This window comes from Bacillota bacterium, from assembly GCA_012842395.1.
Taxonomy (GTDB): Bacteria; Bacillota; SHA-98; order UBA4971; family UBA4971; genus UBA6256.
Genome location: DUSX01000034.1, coordinates 112,309 through 128,196, shown reverse-complemented (window position 1 = coordinate 128,196; position 15,888 = coordinate 112,309). Strand labels below are relative to the sequence as shown.

Below are 15,888 nucleotides of genomic sequence, written 5' to 3'. Positions count from 1 at the left end.
CCCGCCTGCCCGGCGCACTCGTTTGCGCGAGTGGCAGGCGCGCGGGATCCAGCATAGCATTTGTACGTCACGCGGGGCGGTCACGGAGGAATCCCGGATGAGTTCGAGGGGATCTTCCGACGCGCGGCGGGCACGAGAAAGGGAGAGGACGGTATGAAGAAGCAGGGCCGGATCCACTTCGTGGGCATAGGCGGCCACGGGATGAGCTCGATCGCCCGAGTGCTTCTACAGATGGGATATGAGATAAGCGGGAGCGACGTGGCGGACTCTCCTAGGGTCCGGGCGCTTCGCGCGGCAGGGGCGGATGTCCACATCGGGCATTCCGAGATCCTCGTCGAAGGGGCGAGCCGGGTCGTGGTAAGCGCGGCGGTCCCCCGCAACAACGTCGAGGTCCTCGCTGCCGTGCGCCTCGGCATACCGGTCGCAAGCCGCGCTGAAATGCTGGGCGAGCTCATGAACCCGAGAGTAGGAGTAGCCATATCCGGGACCCACGGTAAGACCACGACGTCGTCCATGATCGCGACCGTGCTCATTGAGGCGGGCCTCGACCCCACGTGCGTGCTGGGCGAGGAAGTTGACGCGGTCCCGGGCGGCGGGAGGTCTGGCCGGGGCGAGGTGGTCGTCGTTGAGGCGGATGAAGCGTATGGCTCGTTTCTCAAGCTCTGGCCCAAGATTGCGGTGGTGACCAACATAGACGATGATCATCTGGACTACTACGGGACCTCTCGTGCAATCGACGAGGCCTTCGTCGAGTTCCTGGGGCACGTCCCCGAAGAAGGTCTTGCGGTCCTCTCATGCGAGAACGCCCGCCTCATGGCCATAGAGAAGCACCAGAAGCACCTGAAGTGCAGGAAGGTCTTGTACGGACTGTCCTCGGGGGACATCTCGTGTCTAGATCCGGTGCGCGTGGGGAGAGGCTACCGGTTCGGAGTCCTGTACCGCGGGCGGCTCCTCGGCCAATTGGAACTCGGGGTGCCGGGGCGGCATAATATAGCTAATGCCCTCGCCTGCGTCGGCGTGGGGCTCGAACTCGGCGTTCCATTCGACGTCGTCCGGCGCGGGCTTGCGTTGTTCCGAGGCGCGAGGAGGCGACAAGAGGTCATCGGCGAGGTCGGGGGGGTCACGGTGGTGGACGACTATGCTCACCACCCGACGGAGATCAGGGCGACCCTCGCTGCTCTGAAGGAAAGTCACGGCGGGCGGCTCGTGGTGGTGTTTCAGCCTCAGCGGTTCACCAGGACGAAGCTCCTCTTCGACGAGTTCGCGCGGTCGTTTTCCTCCGCGGACGTCGTGGTGATCACCGAGATATACCACCGCGGCACAGGTGAGGAGCCCATCGCCGGCGTGACCGGAGAGAGGCTGGCCGACGCCATCAGGGCGCACGAGGGCCCGGGCGGGCCGCGGGTGGAGTTCATAGGCACGCTGCAGGAGATAGTGTCGTGGCTTCTCTCTGAAGTGCGTTCGGGCGACCTGGTCGTGACAATGGGGGCGGGGGACGTCGACTCTTGCGCGCGAGAACTCGTGAAGAGGATGAGGACCGATTGAGAGGCACGAGTCTAGCCTTGCGGCTCAAAGAGGTCGTACGCGGCGAAGTCTGTGCCGACGAGCCGATGTGGCGTCACACCTCGTTTCGCATCGGCGGTCCGGCCGATGTGCTTGTGGTGCCGAAGGACGTGGATGACCTGGTCGTCCTCTTGCAGGCGCTTGGGGACGTGCAGGCGCCGTTTTACGTGATCGGCGCAGGAACGAACCTCCTCGTCGCGGACGAGGGCGTGAGGGGCGTGGTTATCAAGCTAGCCGGGACCCTGGACGACGTTGGGAGAGAGGACGGCTGCATCGTGCGGTGCGGTGCCGGGACTCATCTTCCGGCCCTTTGCAGGACCGTGGCGTCGTGGGGCTTGGCGGGGCTCGAATTCGCGAGCGGCATCCCGGGCACGGCGGGGGGCGCGGTGGCGATGAACGCGGCCGCGTATGGGCGCACCATGTACGACGTGGTGCACACCGTTGCGGCCCTGACATACGAGGGGGAACGCGTGGCCTTGGGGCGCGAGGACCTCGATGCGGGCGTGAAGACCACGAGGGTCCTTCAGGAGCCGTTAATCCTGGTTGAGACGCGATTCCTCCTTCGCGAAGATGAACCCGGGGCAATCGTCCGGCGTATGCAGGAGCATCTCAAGGATCGGTCGAAGAAGCAGCCGCTTTCGGTTCCGAGCGCGGGCTGCGCCTTCAAGAACCCCGCAGGCGGCGGGGCCGGGAGGTTCATAGACGCCGCCGGCCTGAAAGGCGAGCGCGTGGGCGGAGCGCAGGTTTCCACGGTCCATGCGAACTTCATAATCAACACCGGGGGTGCCACCGCTCGTGACGTCCTTACGCTGATGGAGAAGGTCCGGGATGTCGTGTACAAGAGGTTCGGGGTGGTGCTGGAGCCGGAGATCAGGGTCCTCGGAGGCTAAGAGGCCGGAGGTGACTTGCGCTGTGAGGCTGGTAATCGCCGGCTCAAGACCGCTTTCTGGGACGGTGAAAGTCGCGGGCGCAAAGAACGCTGCTTTGAAGATCATGGCCGCTTCCATCCTGGCCGGCGGCGTGTGTCGGATCTCAAACGTCCCGCGGATCGCGGACGTCGATACCATGTTGGGGGTCCTTCGCGGCCTCGGCGCGAGAGTCGAGGTGGGACCCGACGGTAGCACAATGAGCATCGACCCATCCGGGGTCGACCGCTGCGAGCCCCCGGAGGAGCAGGTGAGGGAGATGCGTGCGTCCATACAGGTCATGGGGCCCCTCCTCGCCCGTCTGGGGTATGTGCGCGCGCGGCGCCCCGGTGGCTGCAACATCGGGCCGCGCCCCATCGACCTCCACCTGAAGGGCTTCGCAGCGCTCGGAGCGAAGATAAACGAAGAGAGTGGGTATGTCTCGGTGAGAGCCGAGAAGCTGAGAGGCGCGGAGGTCTTCCTCGACATCCCAAGCGTCGGCGCGACCGAGAACATCATGATGGCTGCGTGCCTGGCCGAGGGAACGACAATCATCAAGAACGCCGCCCGTGAGCCCGAGATAGTGGACCAGCAGAGATTTCTCAACCGGCTCGGCGCGAAGGTGTCGGGAGCCGGCACCGATACGATCAGAATCGAGGGGGTGAAGTCTCTCGGGGCGGCGGATTACGCGGTCATACCAGATAGGATCGAGGCGGGCACTTTCATGGTGGCCTCTGCGATGACGAGGGGCACCGTGCGCGTGGAGAACGTCGTCGTCGAGCACCTCCAAGCCCTCATTGGCAAGCTGCGCGAAGCAGGTGCGGAGATAGTCGAAGGCGATTCGTTCGTGGTTGTCAAGGGGCCCGAACGGCTCCGCGCGGCAAGCGTGCGAACATCCCCCTACCCGGGGTTCCCTACGGACATGCAACCGCAGTTCGTTGCGGCGATGAGCGTCGCCGACGGGACGAGCATCGTCACCGAAACGATATTCCCGAACAGGTTCAAGTACGTTGAGGAGCTAAGCCGCATGGGGGCCACCGTCAGGGTGGAAGGCCGTGTGGCGATAGTGCAGGGGGTTGCGAGCCTTGCCGGGGGGAGCGTTGAGGCGCCCGACCTTCGCGGAGGGGCTGCTTTGATCCTGGCGGCGCTCGTCTCAAGCGGTCCCACGGTGCTCTCGGGGGTGCATCATGTGGACAGAGGATACGAAGACCTTCCGGGCAAGCTTGCGAAGCTCGGTGCGGCCATCGAGAGGGTCGGCGTTTTGGAGCGCCAGGTGAGTTGAGTGGACGGCGGGGGCGAGTCGGTGGGGATGAGACCCAGAAGACCGGGCCCGGTCGAGGGCATATCCATGGAGGACATTGACGGGCGGGGCGCGACGCGTCCAGGAAGACGCCGGCAGCCGACGCGCAGGCTCGTGCCGCTGGCGTTCGTCGTGCTTCTTGTGGCGAGCGCGGCGTTCACGTTTCTGAGGTCGCCGTACTTCCAAGTCCAGCACATCGATGTCCGAGGGCTCACGAATCTCTCGACGGAGGAGGTCGTGGTGGCGTGCGGCCTCGCCCAGGATGAGAACATCTTCGATGTAGACCTTCGCGCGATTACCGCGAGGTTGAAGGCCATCCCCAGGGTGGACAAGGTGCAGGTGTCTCGGCGGCTTCCGTGCACCATTGTCATCGACGTACGGGAACGCGTGCCGGTCGCCGTGATTCCCTACGCTGGGTATTTCGTCGAGGTTGACGCCACGGGCCTCGCGATAGGCCTCGAGGAGGCCTATCGCGGCAGAGAGCTGCCGCTTGTGACCGGGCTTACGCTTCGGTCGGTGAAGGTCGGCCACCCCGTGGACGCACCAGAGATCTCATCCGCGCTCACGCTCATCGCTGTTTTGCCAGCGTCCGTGCTCCAACAGGTCTCGGAGGTCAATTTCAGCTCGTCGCGCGGGTTCTGTTTGTACATGCAGTCAGGCACCCAGGTCATCATCGGCGAGGGGACGGAGGAAGAGCTCCGATCCCGCGCGACCGTGCTGGACGCCCTTCTCGCGAGGCTGGAGCAGGAAGGCGCTCATGCGACGTACATCGACGTTAGGTTCGAAAAACGGCCGGTCGTGAGGACCGGGAGATAGTGACAAGCGTTTGGGGAGGTGTATAATTGACGTAGGCTTCCCGGCGGGAGCGCATCCGTGTTTTCCAGGGGGAGAGAGCTTGAGGAGAGTGCGAGACTTCGAGGTTTACGTGGCTGGGGTCTGCGTGGTCCTTGGCGTCTTGCTCGTGGCTCAGTTCCGAACACAGGAGTATATCGGCCGCGCCCAGATCCCGTCCAGGAGACTGGAAGATCTCAGCGACATGTTGCGGAGGTCGGACGCAGAGCGCAGTCTCCTGGAGAAAGAAGTCGATGCGCTGCGCAAGCAGCTTGCCACGGTTGGGGAAGGCGAGCGGGCGGCCGAGGCCCTCAAGCTTGAGCTCGCAAAGGCGCGGATGGCAGCGGGGCTCGTTGAGGTCCAGGGGCCTGGCGTCGTTGTCACGGTCGATGACAGCAAGCGTCAAGCGGCGCCGGGGGAGAGCCCTGAGCTTTTCCTTGTTCACGACGAGGACATCCTCAAGATCGTAAACGAGCTCTTCGCAGCGGGCGCCGAGGCCATCTCCATCAACGGCCAGCGGGTGATCGCAACGACGGAGATAAGGTGCGCTGGCCCGGTGATATCCGTGAACAACGTGAGAATCGGGCCCCCATACGAGATAGTGGCCATCGGCGAGCCCTCCACGCTCGATGCTGCGCTCCATATGCGGGACGGCATCCTCGATACGCTCAGGGCTTGGGGCATCGAGGCTAAGGTGACGAAGGTGACCAGCGTCCGCGTGCCAGCGTACAAGGGTAGTCTATACTTCCAATACGCGAAGCCCGTGGGGGAAGGGGCGCAACAATGATGCTGCCGATCATAGGCCTCGTTCTCGGGATCGTTATTGCCTTGCTCACACCTATAAGGTTTCCGGCCGTCTACTCAGACTACATGGCCGTCGGCATCCTGGCGGCCCTGGACAGCGTGTGCGGTGGTATCCGGGCCGGCCTTGAGGACAAGTTTGATAAGGTCGTGTTCATATCCGGTTTCGTGACCAACATGGCGCTGGCCGCGTGTCTGACCCTGGTAGGGGACAAGCTCGGCGTGGACCTTTTCCTGGGTGCGACGGTGGCGTTCAGCATACGCATTTTCACCAACGTGGGGATGATCCGCCGTTATCTCCTTCAGCGTCCATCCAGGTCTTCCGGGACCCGGTCGCGTGGCACCCAGGCTTAGCAAAAGAGGATAAACTGGGGAAGTGTTGAAGTTAGTACTTACTATAAGTTGGCAGATTAACAGCGGTCTGTCGGCGGGCTGCCGGAGGCCACCGGGTTAAGCATGGGCAAGACGGGGCTCCAGAGCTCTAGGCGCGGTCGGCAGCCAGCGGGGCAGGGAGGCAACGGTGAACGCGCGGGCTCATCGGGCCCGGGCGCGCCGCGCGGCTCCGCCGGACGGCAGGTGTGCTCGGGGAGGTAACATATGCCTGTTAAAAGCGTGGTTGCCGGGCTTGACATCGGCAGCACCAGAGTATCCGAGGTCATTGCGGCGGTCGGGCCAGACTGGGATGTAGAGATCCTGGGCGCAGGCGTCTCTCCTTGTCAGGGCGTTCGCCGAGGTTTAGTGGTAGACATCGAGGCCGTGGCAGCCGCGATCAAGGCCGCGAACAAGCGCGCGTGCCACATGGCGGGGTTGAACGTTCGAGAGGCGTATGTAGGGGTCCCGGCCGTTCATACGGTGTGTCAGGAGACACGCGGGGTTACGGCTGTGAGCGGGGAGGATGGCACAATCACCGCAGATGACATGCGACGCGCCCTCGATGCCGCGAGGGTGCTGGCCATCCCTCCTGAACGTCGGATGATCTCCGTCCTTCCGAAGGAGTACATCGTAGACGGTGTCGGAGGCATAAGGAACCCGGAGGGCATGGCCGGAGTTCGCCTGGAGGTTGACGCCCGAGTTATCTTGGGGCAGACGGCCCTGCTCGCGAACATCGAGGCCAGCGTGGAGAAGGCAGGGCTTTCCGTGGCCGGGTGGGTGCTTGAGCCGATGGCCGTGGCCGAGGCGGTTCTGGACCCGGAGGAACGCGAGCGAGGCGTCATCCTCGTCGACGTCGGAGGCCAGATCACGCAGGTCTCCGCGTTTTATGAGGGCGCGCCGATCCTGTTTTCGTGGGTGCCCGCAGGCGGCGCGCACGTGACGAACGATATCGCCGTCGGAATGAAGGTCTCTCTTGAGGAGGCGGAGGGCCTCAAGAGGCAGATGGGCCAGAGAGGAGCTGCGCGGGCACCGCGCCCGGCAACAGGACGCACCGCGCCCGTGGGTGTTTCCGGGCCGCGGGCCGGCGTCATTGGGCCGAGAGGCGAGGCCAAGCGTGTGCCAGACGAGGCTGTGTCGCCTCCCGCGGCGAATCAGGAGGAGTTTCTTGCAAGGATCGTCGAGGCCAGGCTGAGGGAGATCCTCGAGCTTGTGGACGGGGAAACAAGACAGGTCAGGGCGAGGGGCCTCGCCCCATGCGGGGTCGTCTTGAGCGGTGGTGGTTCGCTCGCTTCCGGTATCCTAGACCTTGCCGCGGACGTCCTGGGGGTGCCAGTCAGGATGGGCGTGCCATTCGAGATCAAGTGGCGTGGCGGGAAGGATCCTGTGGAGGTGTCTTGCGCATCGCTGGGCATTGTGGCGTGCGTCGTGAACGATTCGGCGTTCAGGCTCACGAGGGATACGAGGTCGTCGCCTCTCATGGAACTCATCGCGGGAGTGCGCGGGTGGTTCAGGGATTTCGTTAAGGACTTCTTCTAGCTTGTGACGCCGCAAGCATTCGTCTTCTCTTTCGACGGCGCCAGGATTGCCGGCGCGTGCATGACGGGGCGTGGGGAATTCGGCTATCTCGCGCACCGGATTCGAACGAGGCGGGCCGCGGGCGCGCCGAACCCGGGAGCGCAACAGCGGCAACCCCGGGCAGGACTGCGGCGCCGAAAGGTAGGCGAGCTTCTGGCGATACACTTGGCTGTGTTCTAGGTGTGGGCCGGGGGAGGCCTGTTCGACCCATGGGATTGTAGCTCTCCGGGATCTGCCGCAGGCGGGAGGAGGGCCCCGGGCGCTGCGGCGAAGCGCAGGAGGGATGATTCGTGTTCAACCTTGAACTCGAGATGGAGCAGTTTACCAACATCAAGGTGGTGGGCGTCGGCGGCGGGGGGTCGAACGCGGTGAACCGCATGATCGCGTCTGGTCTCTCAGGCGTTGAATTCGTGGCCATCAACACCGACGCTCAGGCCCTGGCCGCGTCCGACGCGAACGTGAAGATCCAGGTCGGCGAGAAGCTGACGAGGGGCCTCGGGGCTGGGTCAAACCCCGAGATAGGCGCGCAGGCGGCCCAGGAAAGTTACGAGGTGCTTCGCCGAGCTCTGGAGGGGGCGGACATGGTGTTCATCACCGCCGGCATGGGAGGGGGCACCGGCACTGGCGGCGCGCCCGTAGTCGCCGGCATAGCAAAGGAGCTCGGTGCGCTCACCGTCGGAGTGGTGACGAAACCTTTCTCTTTTGAAGGGCGCAGACGCATGACCCAGGCTCTCGCGGGCCTCGATAACCTCAAGTCCAAAGTGGATGCGCTCATAGTCATCCCCAACGACAGGTTGCTTCAGGTGAGCGAAAAGAAAACATCGATCCTCGAGGCGTTCCGCTTGGCGGATGATGTCTTGAGGCACGGGGTTCAAGGCATATCGGATCTCATCACAGTGCCGGGGCTCATAAACGTGGATTTCGCGGACGTGCGGACCATCATGAGCGACGCAGGTTCAGCCCTCATGGGGATCGGGATCGCGTCCGGCGAGAATCGCGCCCAGGAAGCCGCCAGGGCTGCCATAGAAAGCCCGCTCCTGGAGACGTCCATCGAGGGTGCAAAAGGCGTTCTAATGAACATCACCGGCAACAGCACGTTGGGGTTGTTCGAGGTGAATGAGGCAGCGGAGATCATCGCTCAGGCCGCGGACCCTGACGCGAACATCATTTTCGGCGCGATGATCGATGAGTCGCTGAAGGACGAGATCAGGATCACGGTCATCGCCACCGGCTTCGAAGGGAAGGCACGCCGGGAAAAGGTCGGCCTGGAGGCCGTCGAGATAAGCGATTTCGCGACGACCAGCGACGACCTGGACATTCCCGCCTTCCTGAGACGTGGCCAGAGAAGGTAACGCTGCCGGTCCCGCGTGCCGCCTCAGAGGACCGCTTGATTCCTAGCGCGCCGTTCCTGGGCGGCGCGCGCTTTGCCGTACCGTCGTACCCTCACGGAAGGTGGCACGCCGACACCAGCGTGTGCGGGGCGGGCCTCGCCTCCTGGTATGGTTCCCGCCGTGTTCATCAGCTTGTTGTCGTGCCTCGCCCGCCGGTTGACCCCGCATCTCCCGCGGACCGCAGGTGTGCCGCCGGGCCCCTGTTGATCTTCAACTTCAACGGCACCTTCCCCACGTATTCTCGTCTTCGCTTCGCAGGACCCGTATACGCGTCCAAGGCAGCCCGATTCTGTGCAGTTCTGTGCGGCGTGCCCGATCCTCGGCCCGCGGTCGATGACCTCGCCGAAGCGGACGCTCGTCATGGTCTGACATATTTCTGCCGGGCATGGCTGTATACTTTTAGAGAGGAAGCGACCGCCGGCGGAGGAAGGATACGCCGCGAGGGCTCGAACTCAAGAGGACGCACCGAGCCGCGGGCGCACGGGGGACGGCTACGCGCCGTGCGCGGTTGCACGGGCTCCGGGAGGCGGACGAGATGAACGGCCAAGCTATCGTGAATGCGTGTGTGATGACACTCGTCATGCAATGGCTGACGCTCTGGGCGACCGGGGCGGTGCTCGGGTATAAGACGCGGCCATTGAGGCTTCTGGCTGGCTCGGTGCTTGCGGGGGGCATCGACGCCGCGATCGTGGCCATGTTCTTCGCAGACCGCATTCCTGCTGGCGCAGCGGTCCCCCTCGCGATCCTTTCGATCCTCCCCGCGGCGAGGCTGGGATTCGGACGTCTCCCGGCTCATAGATTCCTCCTCGTCTGCGCCCATGTGTTGGGCATCAGCGTGCTCGCTTTCGGAGGGGCGCTTGCGACCGCGTACCTGACCGGGTGGCGGCTCGTGCCAACCATCGTCGGGCTCGTGGGGACCATCCTCCTGACTACGGAGATCGGTTGGGGTCTCGTCCACCGTCGGATTCGAGACTGGTTGTTCTTTGTGCCGATAGAAGTGTGTCTCGGCGAGGTGACCTTGAGACTCAACGCCCTTATCGACACGGGGAACCGCCTCAGAGACCCGATAAGCGGGTCCCCCGTGATCTTGCTGGAATACAGTGCCGTGGCGGACGCGTTGCCCGAGCGCGTGAGGCGAGCGTTTATGGCCTTCGACGCCGGAGACTTCGGCCTGGTTTCCGAGCTCCTGGCAGACTCCGCGTGGCTTTCGAGGTTTCGTGTGATCCCGTTCGTGTCGGTAGGAGAAGAGAGGGGTTTGCTCGCCGGGTTCCGCGTGGACGAGGTCAGGGTTCTCGGCGGGCCGCGAGCGACTTCGAGCCGGAACGCCGTGGTCGGAGTGCTGATGAAGCGCTTCTCGCCCGAGGGGGCTTTCGCGGCGCTTCTTCATCCCGATATCCTGGCCGAGGCATCCTGAGCTTGGCCGGCCGCGCGGCGGCCGCGCGGGTGGAGCAACCCGCGGTGATGCCAGTCCAGTACTGTCCGGGAGGGGACCAGGATGAGCGTTGGCATGAGTCTGGAGCACTGGCTATCCGCCTTGCGGATTCGCCTCGTGCTTTATGCCATAAGGCGCGGGCTCGTCCCGGGCCGCGCCGTTCTTTACGTCGGAAACGGCGAGGTTCTTCCTCCTCCGCTCTCGAGCGATGAGGAGACGGCGCTTCTCGCGCGCCTCGAGCGGGGCGACTCCCAGGTCAAGGGGGAGCTTATCGAGAGGAACCTGAGGCTCGTGGTGTACATAGCCCGGAAATTCGAGAACACGGGAATCGGCGTAGAGGATCTTGTCTCCATCGGCACGATAGGCCTCATCAAAGCGGTCAACACGTTCGATCCGTCGAAGAGGATCAAGCTGGCAACGTACGCGTCGCGGTGCATTGAAAACGAGATCCTCATGTACCTCCGGCGCACGAGCAAGTCCAGGGCAGAGGTGTCCTTCGACGAGCCTCTCAACGTTGACTGGGATGGCAACGAGCTCCTGCTCTCGGACGTTATGGGAACCGACACCGACGTGGTGTACAAATGTATAGAAGAGAAAGTCGATAGATCCCTTCTGGATGACGCCATGCAACGCCTTTCCGCGAGGGAGAAGCGCATAATGGAGCTCAGGTTTGGGCTACGTGACGGGACCGAGAAGACGCAGAAAGAGGTGGCGGATATGTTGGGCATCTCGCAATCGTACATCTCTCGCCTCGAAAAGAGGATCATCAGGAAGCTTCGCAGGGAGATGAGGAAAGTGGAATAGGAACAGCAGCACGGGCGCGGCGCGCCCGGGAAGATCGGCGCATTTCCGTGATCCAGCCGATCCTACGGGTTTGACGTGGCGTGGAGCGGAGCCGTATACTTGCAGTAATAGTAACAGGTGAGCAAGGAGGAAGCGGAAAGGGCGCTGGCGCCGGGGTTCGCGCTTCGTGCGTCGGCGCTTCTCAAGGCGCAGCTTTTGGGTCTTTTGGGGGAATGTTCGTGGGCTTGACTGAACGGAAGAGGGAGTTCCTCGAGGCCCTGCGCAGACTGTACCAAGAACAGGGGCATGCTGTGCACTACGAGGACGTCGCGAGAGCGGTCGGGGTAAGCAAGTGGACCGCGTACGACATGCTTCGGGAACTCGCCGCAGACGGACTGGTAGGGGTGGAATACGTCCTCAACAGGAACGTAAGAATGCCGGGAAGGTCGATGATCATGTTCCGTCCGAACGACCCCGGCGAGGGGGCAGGCGAGCGTCGACCCAAGCCCGCCGGGCGCCTGGCCTTCGGTGACGAGCTCGCTCTCATCAAGAAGAATCTGGTGGCCTCCCTGTCCGAGCTGCGAGGGTCGACATCCCAAGGCATATGGCAGGGATTCATGGAGGATCTGGATCGCGCTAACGGGCCTGCGGCGTTCTGCGGGTACATGGCTGTCCTCCTGGTGGCGTGCACGCGTCTTCTTGGCGGGAACAGCGTGGACGTCCTTGCACGGCTCGTGCAAGCGGGCGCGGACGCTCACAGCGCTCTCCTGGTCTTTTCCGGCGCGATCATGGGCATGCTGCTTGTACATCCCGCAGTTTCCGGTGAAACCACGGGGAGGATGGCAGCCTACATGAGGAGGTTTCAGGAGCAGGTCGACAGACTGAGCGGACAGGAGAGAAGCCTGTTGCTCGACTTCGTGAGGGAGATAGCGAGGCCTGTGTGAGACGAAAGGGGGGATTGCAAGTCGCGCTGGCGCGTGGCTCAGGTGGCGAGCGGGGGGTGGCGTGCGGCGTAGGGTGGGGAAGCGATGGGCTGTGGAACGCTGGCGGTTCTTCGAGGGCGCAGCAGGCGAGCGGCGTAACGGAGAGGGCGGTGCCAAGCTTCACTGGGTTGCGGGGGTATGTCGGGATGTCGGACGCTGGCCGAGTGACTCGATAACGTTTCGGAAAGGAGGCCAAACGGTGAGAGCGTACGATCTAATGAAGAAGTATGCGGCTACCCAGGTGGTTGATTACATGTTCTCGCTTCTCGCGAAGGACCCTCAGCGTCATCTGGTGACGTTCGCGAAGATCCTTGAATCCCTGGCTGCCACGCCTGAGCATAAAGCTCAGCTGCAGATGGCGAGGCGGGCCTTTGAGAATCCCGATCACGTCTGGACCCGGCTTGCGCAAAGAGCGTTCTCTTCTCTCCACCCGAACTTCCGCACCAGGGGCTTGGTCAACCTGTTCGTGAACGAAGTCTACCTAGGTTGGCAGGAACGCAAGAGGCACGCGGAGAGACTCGGCACCAACATCCCCGCGCTCCTCGTCATAAGCCCCACGATGCGGTGCAACCTCGCGTGCACAGGGTGCTACGCTGGCAGGTACACGAAACGGGACGAGATCGATACTGCCACCTTTGACAGGATCATCACTGAGGCCAAGGAGCTGGGGATCCACTTCATCGTCGTGTCCGGAGGCGAGCCTTTCACCCGGGAAGACCTGTTGGACATGGCGGAGAAGCACGACGGCGTGGTCTTCATGGTGTACACTAACGGTACCCTCATCGACGAGCGCACGGCACGGCGTCTCGCCGAGCTCGGGAACATGTCCCCAGCCATAAGCCTCGAAGGCTTCGAGGAGGCGACCGACGCGCGCCGGGGGGCGGGTACGTTCGCCAAGGTCATGCAGGCCATGGACAATCTGAGGCAGGCAGGCGCCGTGTTCGGCTTCTCGGCCACGTATACAAGGTTCAACACCGATGTCGTCGCGAGCGACGAGTTCATAGACATGTTGATCGACAAGGGCGCGATGTACGGGTGGTTCTTCACGTTCGTGCCGGTCGGAAAGGACGCTGACATGGGTCTCATGTGCACTCCCGAGCAGCGGGACCGGATGCGCAGGCACGTCCTTCACATACGCGAGACGCGCCCCATCTTCGTGGCAGACTTCTGGAACGATGGCCCGCTGGTGGCGGGATGCCTTGCCGGCGGCCGCTCTTACCTGCATATAAACGCCAGAGGGGACATCGAACCGTGCGTGTTCGTCCATTTCGCTGTGGACAACATCAAGAACACCACGATAGCGGATGTGCTGAAGTCCCCGTTCTTCATGGACATCAAGTCGAGGATGCCTTTGAACCAAAACCATCTCCGGCCTTGCATGATAATAGACAACCCGTGGGTCCTCCGAGAGGTCGTGGCGAGGCACGGGGCGCACCCGACCCACGAGGGGGCGGACTGCGTTATCACGGTGCTTGCGAGGGCGCTCGACGAATACGCCGAGGCCTACGGCAGGATCGCCGAGGTTGCCTGGGAAAAGGAATACCCGAAGGCAAGGGCGAGGGCGAAGGCCGCAGCCGCGGCCGGAGAATGAGCGCTTGGGCCGGGCTAGGGCTCGGCCCCATCCTGGAGCCTTCGGTTCAAGCGTTCGGCGGAGGCGGTCGGCGGGCGGCCGCGGGCCTGTCCAGAGCGGTCAGCATCCGAGCGGAGCTGCGGAGGACAGGACGCCTTCCACCGCGGGCCGCCTCCCCCGGCTCACGTCTCATTGGCCCGCCCGCGTGCGGGGCCAGTCATTGCTTGGACGATTCGGCGTACTCGCTTGCCTCGACGAGGATGACATCCAGCCCGATCCTGCGGATCTTTTCCCATGGGATGACGTAATCGTTGTACCGCCCGAGGATTCCCATGAGCCTAGCGGGGCCGGGGACCATTATGGACCTCACTTGCCCCGTGGCAAGGTCGATCTCCATGTCGCATATCGGTCCGAGCCTCCGGCCATCGACGACGTTTACAACCTCGCGCGTTCGAAGGTCCGAGATCCGGACCAGCATCGCCACCACCCCCAAGACTTGCATAAGGTACTATATTCGAGTAAGTGGCGGCGTGTGCGCGTCCCTCTTCAGGCGTCTCCGCGCCTACGCTGGCAAGTGTTGTGCGGGGCGCGGCCGTAGGGGCGTTCGTCAGGAGTCGGTCTGTATTGGAGGGCGGCCGACGGCCCACGGCCCACCCATGTAGCACGGACGCAGACCCTGGCGCGGCACTGTCGCTGCGCTTCAGCCCGTCGACACGGGTAGAAAGAGGCGAGTCAAGCCTTCGACGCGGCCATCATAGGAAAGGAAAGGCCGCACGAAATGCGTGGCTGGCGAGTAAGTTGGGAGTGCCGCGGACAGGCACAGCCTCGTAGCCGCGGGCACGGGCGTGAGAATCGGCGGGGCAGACGCCGTGACGGTCCGCTGGAATGCGCCTCCGGTCCGGGTCCGCGTCCCGGTCTGCGGCACGGCTGCGGGGTAGCCGGCGCGAGGGGGCCCTGCGAGGTCGAGGCGCAGCTTCGCGAGGGTTTCTCCTGGTGAGAGGTCGAGCGTGAGACCTTCCAGTCTGCCTTCCTTGTCCACCTGTATGAAGCAGAGTGGCGGGAACAGCACGCACCACCAGTTCTGGCCCTTGCCTTCTCCGAGCACCACCCTCACAGCGTCATAGTCTCCACTGGGGATGGTTATCGGTCCGTACGTCCGTTCAGGGAACGCGAAGGTGCCCATCTCCACGCGAGCCCCATACGACTCTCCCGAGGCCCGGATCCGCTCCGTCGCGGCCGCTTGAAGCTCGCTGGCTTTCTCGAGCAGAACCTGCCACGCCTCCTCCTTGGTCTTCACCGACCCAAGCAGCGTTCTGGCTCGGGCCAGGATCGCGTCGCGCACCCGGAGTTTCAAGGCCTGGTCATCCTCGCTGTCACTGTTTGCGACCACGTGCAGCCGTATGAGGTTTCTCGTGTTAAACGCGTTTTCCGCGGTTAGGCTGGGAGACGATGGCAGTATCCTAGTATCGAAAACCGCCGCCGACAAGGCGACGCCAGCGACGGTGGCAATTAGTATCAGCGCGCTCACTGCTATCCTGACCCGCAACACGGTCACCTCCGATTCTTCGTGCCTGGCGAAACGACCGGGCCGAGCCCGCCCAGCCGCCTACATGAACCGTCTCATGTGTTTGAGAGCCGCCTTTTCGAGGCGCGACACCTGCGCTTGAGAGATGCCGATCTCCTCGGCGACCTCCATCTGGGTTTTGCCTTCGAAGAAGCGCAGCTTCAGTATGAGCCGTTCCCGTTCATTCAGCTTCTCCATGGCCTCGCGTATGGATATGCCCTCCAACCACGTTGAATCCTGGTTCTTCTCGTCGCTCACCTGGTCCATCACGTAGATCGGGTCGCCGCCGTCGTGGTAAATGGGCTCGAAGAGCGACACGGGATCCTGAATGGCGTCAAGAGCGTACACCACTTCCTCGCGAGGCAGCTTGAGCTCGTCCGCGATCTCTGTGATGGAGGGCTCCCTGGAGTTCCTGCTGACGAGGGCGTCCCTTACCTGTAGCGCTTTGTACGCCACGTCCCGCAGCGAGCGGGATACCCTGATCGGGTTGTTGTCCCTGAGATAGCGACGGATCTCCCCGACTATCATGGGAACTGCGTAGGTCGAGAACTTCACGTTCTGCGTGAGATCAAAATTGTCGATTGCCTTCATCAGGCCTATGCACCCGACCTGGAAAAGGTCGTCCACATACTCTCCCCTGTTATTGAAACGCTGTATGACGCTGAGCACTAGGCGGAGGTTTCCGTATATGAGCTTGTCCCGCGCGTCCTTATCCCCGCGCCTGACGAGGTCTAGAAGCTCACGCATCTTCTGGTTGCTCAAAACTGGCAGCTTCGACGTATTGACTCCGCATATCTCGACCTTGTTCGTCATCGTAG

15 protein-coding genes are annotated in these 15,888 nt (G+C 63.3%); 12 read left to right on the top strand and 3 right to left on the bottom strand.

The annotated features are described in order from the left end of the window. The first annotated feature begins 153 nt into the window (after positions 1 to 153). The 12 genes from GX515_10405 (at position 154) to GX515_10350 (ending at position 13,527) form a co-directional block, all read left to right on the top strand. Positions 154 to 1,545, top strand: coding sequence for a UDP-N-acetylmuramate--L-alanine ligase (locus GX515_10405; GenBank protein ID HHY33400.1), 1,392 nt, complete (start codon positions 154 to 156; stop codon positions 1,543 to 1,545). Continuing rightward, on the top strand, positions 1,542 to 2,453 hold the full coding sequence (murB, locus tag GX515_10400; protein HHY33399.1) for a UDP-N-acetylmuramate dehydrogenase: 912 nt from the start codon (positions 1,542 to 1,544) through the stop codon (positions 2,451 to 2,453). The genes GX515_10405 and murB overlap by 4 nt, the downstream gene beginning before the upstream one ends. Continuing rightward, complete coding sequence (murA, locus tag GX515_10395) at positions 2,392 to 3,750, top strand: UDP-N-acetylglucosamine 1-carboxyvinyltransferase (GenBank protein ID HHY33398.1); 1,359 nt, start codon at positions 2,392 to 2,394, stop codon at positions 3,748 to 3,750. The genes murB and murA overlap by 62 nt, the downstream gene beginning before the upstream one ends. Before the next feature lie 27 nt (positions 3,751 to 3,777). Continuing rightward, entirely contained in the window at positions 3,778 to 4,584 is an 807-nt protein-coding gene (locus GX515_10390) for an FtsQ-type POTRA domain-containing protein (GenBank protein HHY33397.1), read from the top strand. Positions 4,585 to 4,663: 79 nt separating this feature from the next. Further along, on the top strand, positions 4,664 to 5,386 hold the full coding sequence (locus GX515_10385; GenBank protein ID HHY33396.1) for a DUF881 domain-containing protein: 723 nt from the start codon (positions 4,664 to 4,666) through the stop codon (positions 5,384 to 5,386). Beyond that, on the top strand, positions 5,383 to 5,754 hold the full coding sequence (locus GX515_10380; protein HHY33395.1) for a small basic family protein: 372 nt from the start codon (positions 5,383 to 5,385) through the stop codon (positions 5,752 to 5,754). The genes GX515_10385 and GX515_10380 overlap by 4 nt, the downstream gene beginning before the upstream one ends. Before the next feature lie 243 nt (positions 5,755 to 5,997). Further along, entirely contained in the window at positions 5,998 to 7,308 is a 1,311-nt protein-coding gene (gene ftsA, locus GX515_10375; GenBank protein HHY33394.1) for a cell division protein FtsA, read from the top strand. A 329-nt stretch (positions 7,309 to 7,637) separates the two neighbouring features. After that, positions 7,638 to 8,699, top strand: a complete 1,062-nt coding sequence (gene ftsZ, locus GX515_10370; GenBank protein HHY33393.1) for a cell division protein FtsZ — start codon at positions 7,638 to 7,640, stop codon at positions 8,697 to 8,699. A 574-nt stretch (positions 8,700 to 9,273) separates the two neighbouring features. Next, positions 9,274 to 10,152 carry a sigma-E processing peptidase SpoIIGA gene (locus GX515_10365; protein HHY33392.1) on the top strand — a complete coding sequence of 293 codons (879 nt, stop codon included), beginning with the start codon at positions 9,274 to 9,276 and terminating at the stop codon, positions 10,150 to 10,152. 93 nt (positions 10,153 to 10,245) lie between these two features. Then, a complete protein-coding gene (gene sigE / locus GX515_10360) occupies positions 10,246 to 10,974 on the top strand; it encodes an RNA polymerase sporulation sigma factor SigE (protein HHY33391.1) in 729 nt (242 codons plus the stop codon). A 218-nt stretch (positions 10,975 to 11,192) separates the two neighbouring features. Then, positions 11,193 to 11,897 (top strand): hypothetical protein, encoded by a 705-nt coding sequence (locus tag GX515_10355; GenBank protein HHY33390.1) that lies wholly within the window; start codon positions 11,193 to 11,195, stop codon positions 11,895 to 11,897. Between the two features lie 238 nt (positions 11,898 to 12,135). Continuing rightward, entirely contained in the window at positions 12,136 to 13,527 is a 1,392-nt protein-coding gene (locus tag GX515_10350) for a radical SAM protein (protein HHY33389.1), read from the top strand. 196 nt (positions 13,528 to 13,723) lie between these two features. Here GX515_10350 and GX515_10345 read toward each other — a convergent pair whose 3' ends face one another. From GX515_10345 to sigG, 3 genes are all read right to left on the bottom strand, one after another. Beyond that, positions 13,724 to 13,984: a YlmC/YmxH family sporulation protein gene (locus tag GX515_10345; GenBank protein ID HHY33388.1), complete on the bottom strand. Its 261-nt coding sequence runs from the start codon at positions 13,982 to 13,984 to the stop codon at positions 13,724 to 13,726. A 222-nt stretch (positions 13,985 to 14,206) separates the two neighbouring features. Further along, positions 14,207 to 15,052, bottom strand: coding sequence for a stage II sporulation protein R (gene spoIIR / locus GX515_10340; GenBank protein HHY33387.1), 846 nt, complete (start codon positions 15,050 to 15,052; stop codon positions 14,207 to 14,209). 60 nt (positions 15,053 to 15,112) lie between these two features. Next, positions 15,113 to 15,883 (bottom strand): RNA polymerase sporulation sigma factor SigG, encoded by a 771-nt coding sequence (gene sigG / locus GX515_10335; GenBank protein ID HHY33386.1) that lies wholly within the window; start codon positions 15,881 to 15,883, stop codon positions 15,113 to 15,115. Positions 15,884 to 15,888: the final 5 nt, after the last annotated feature.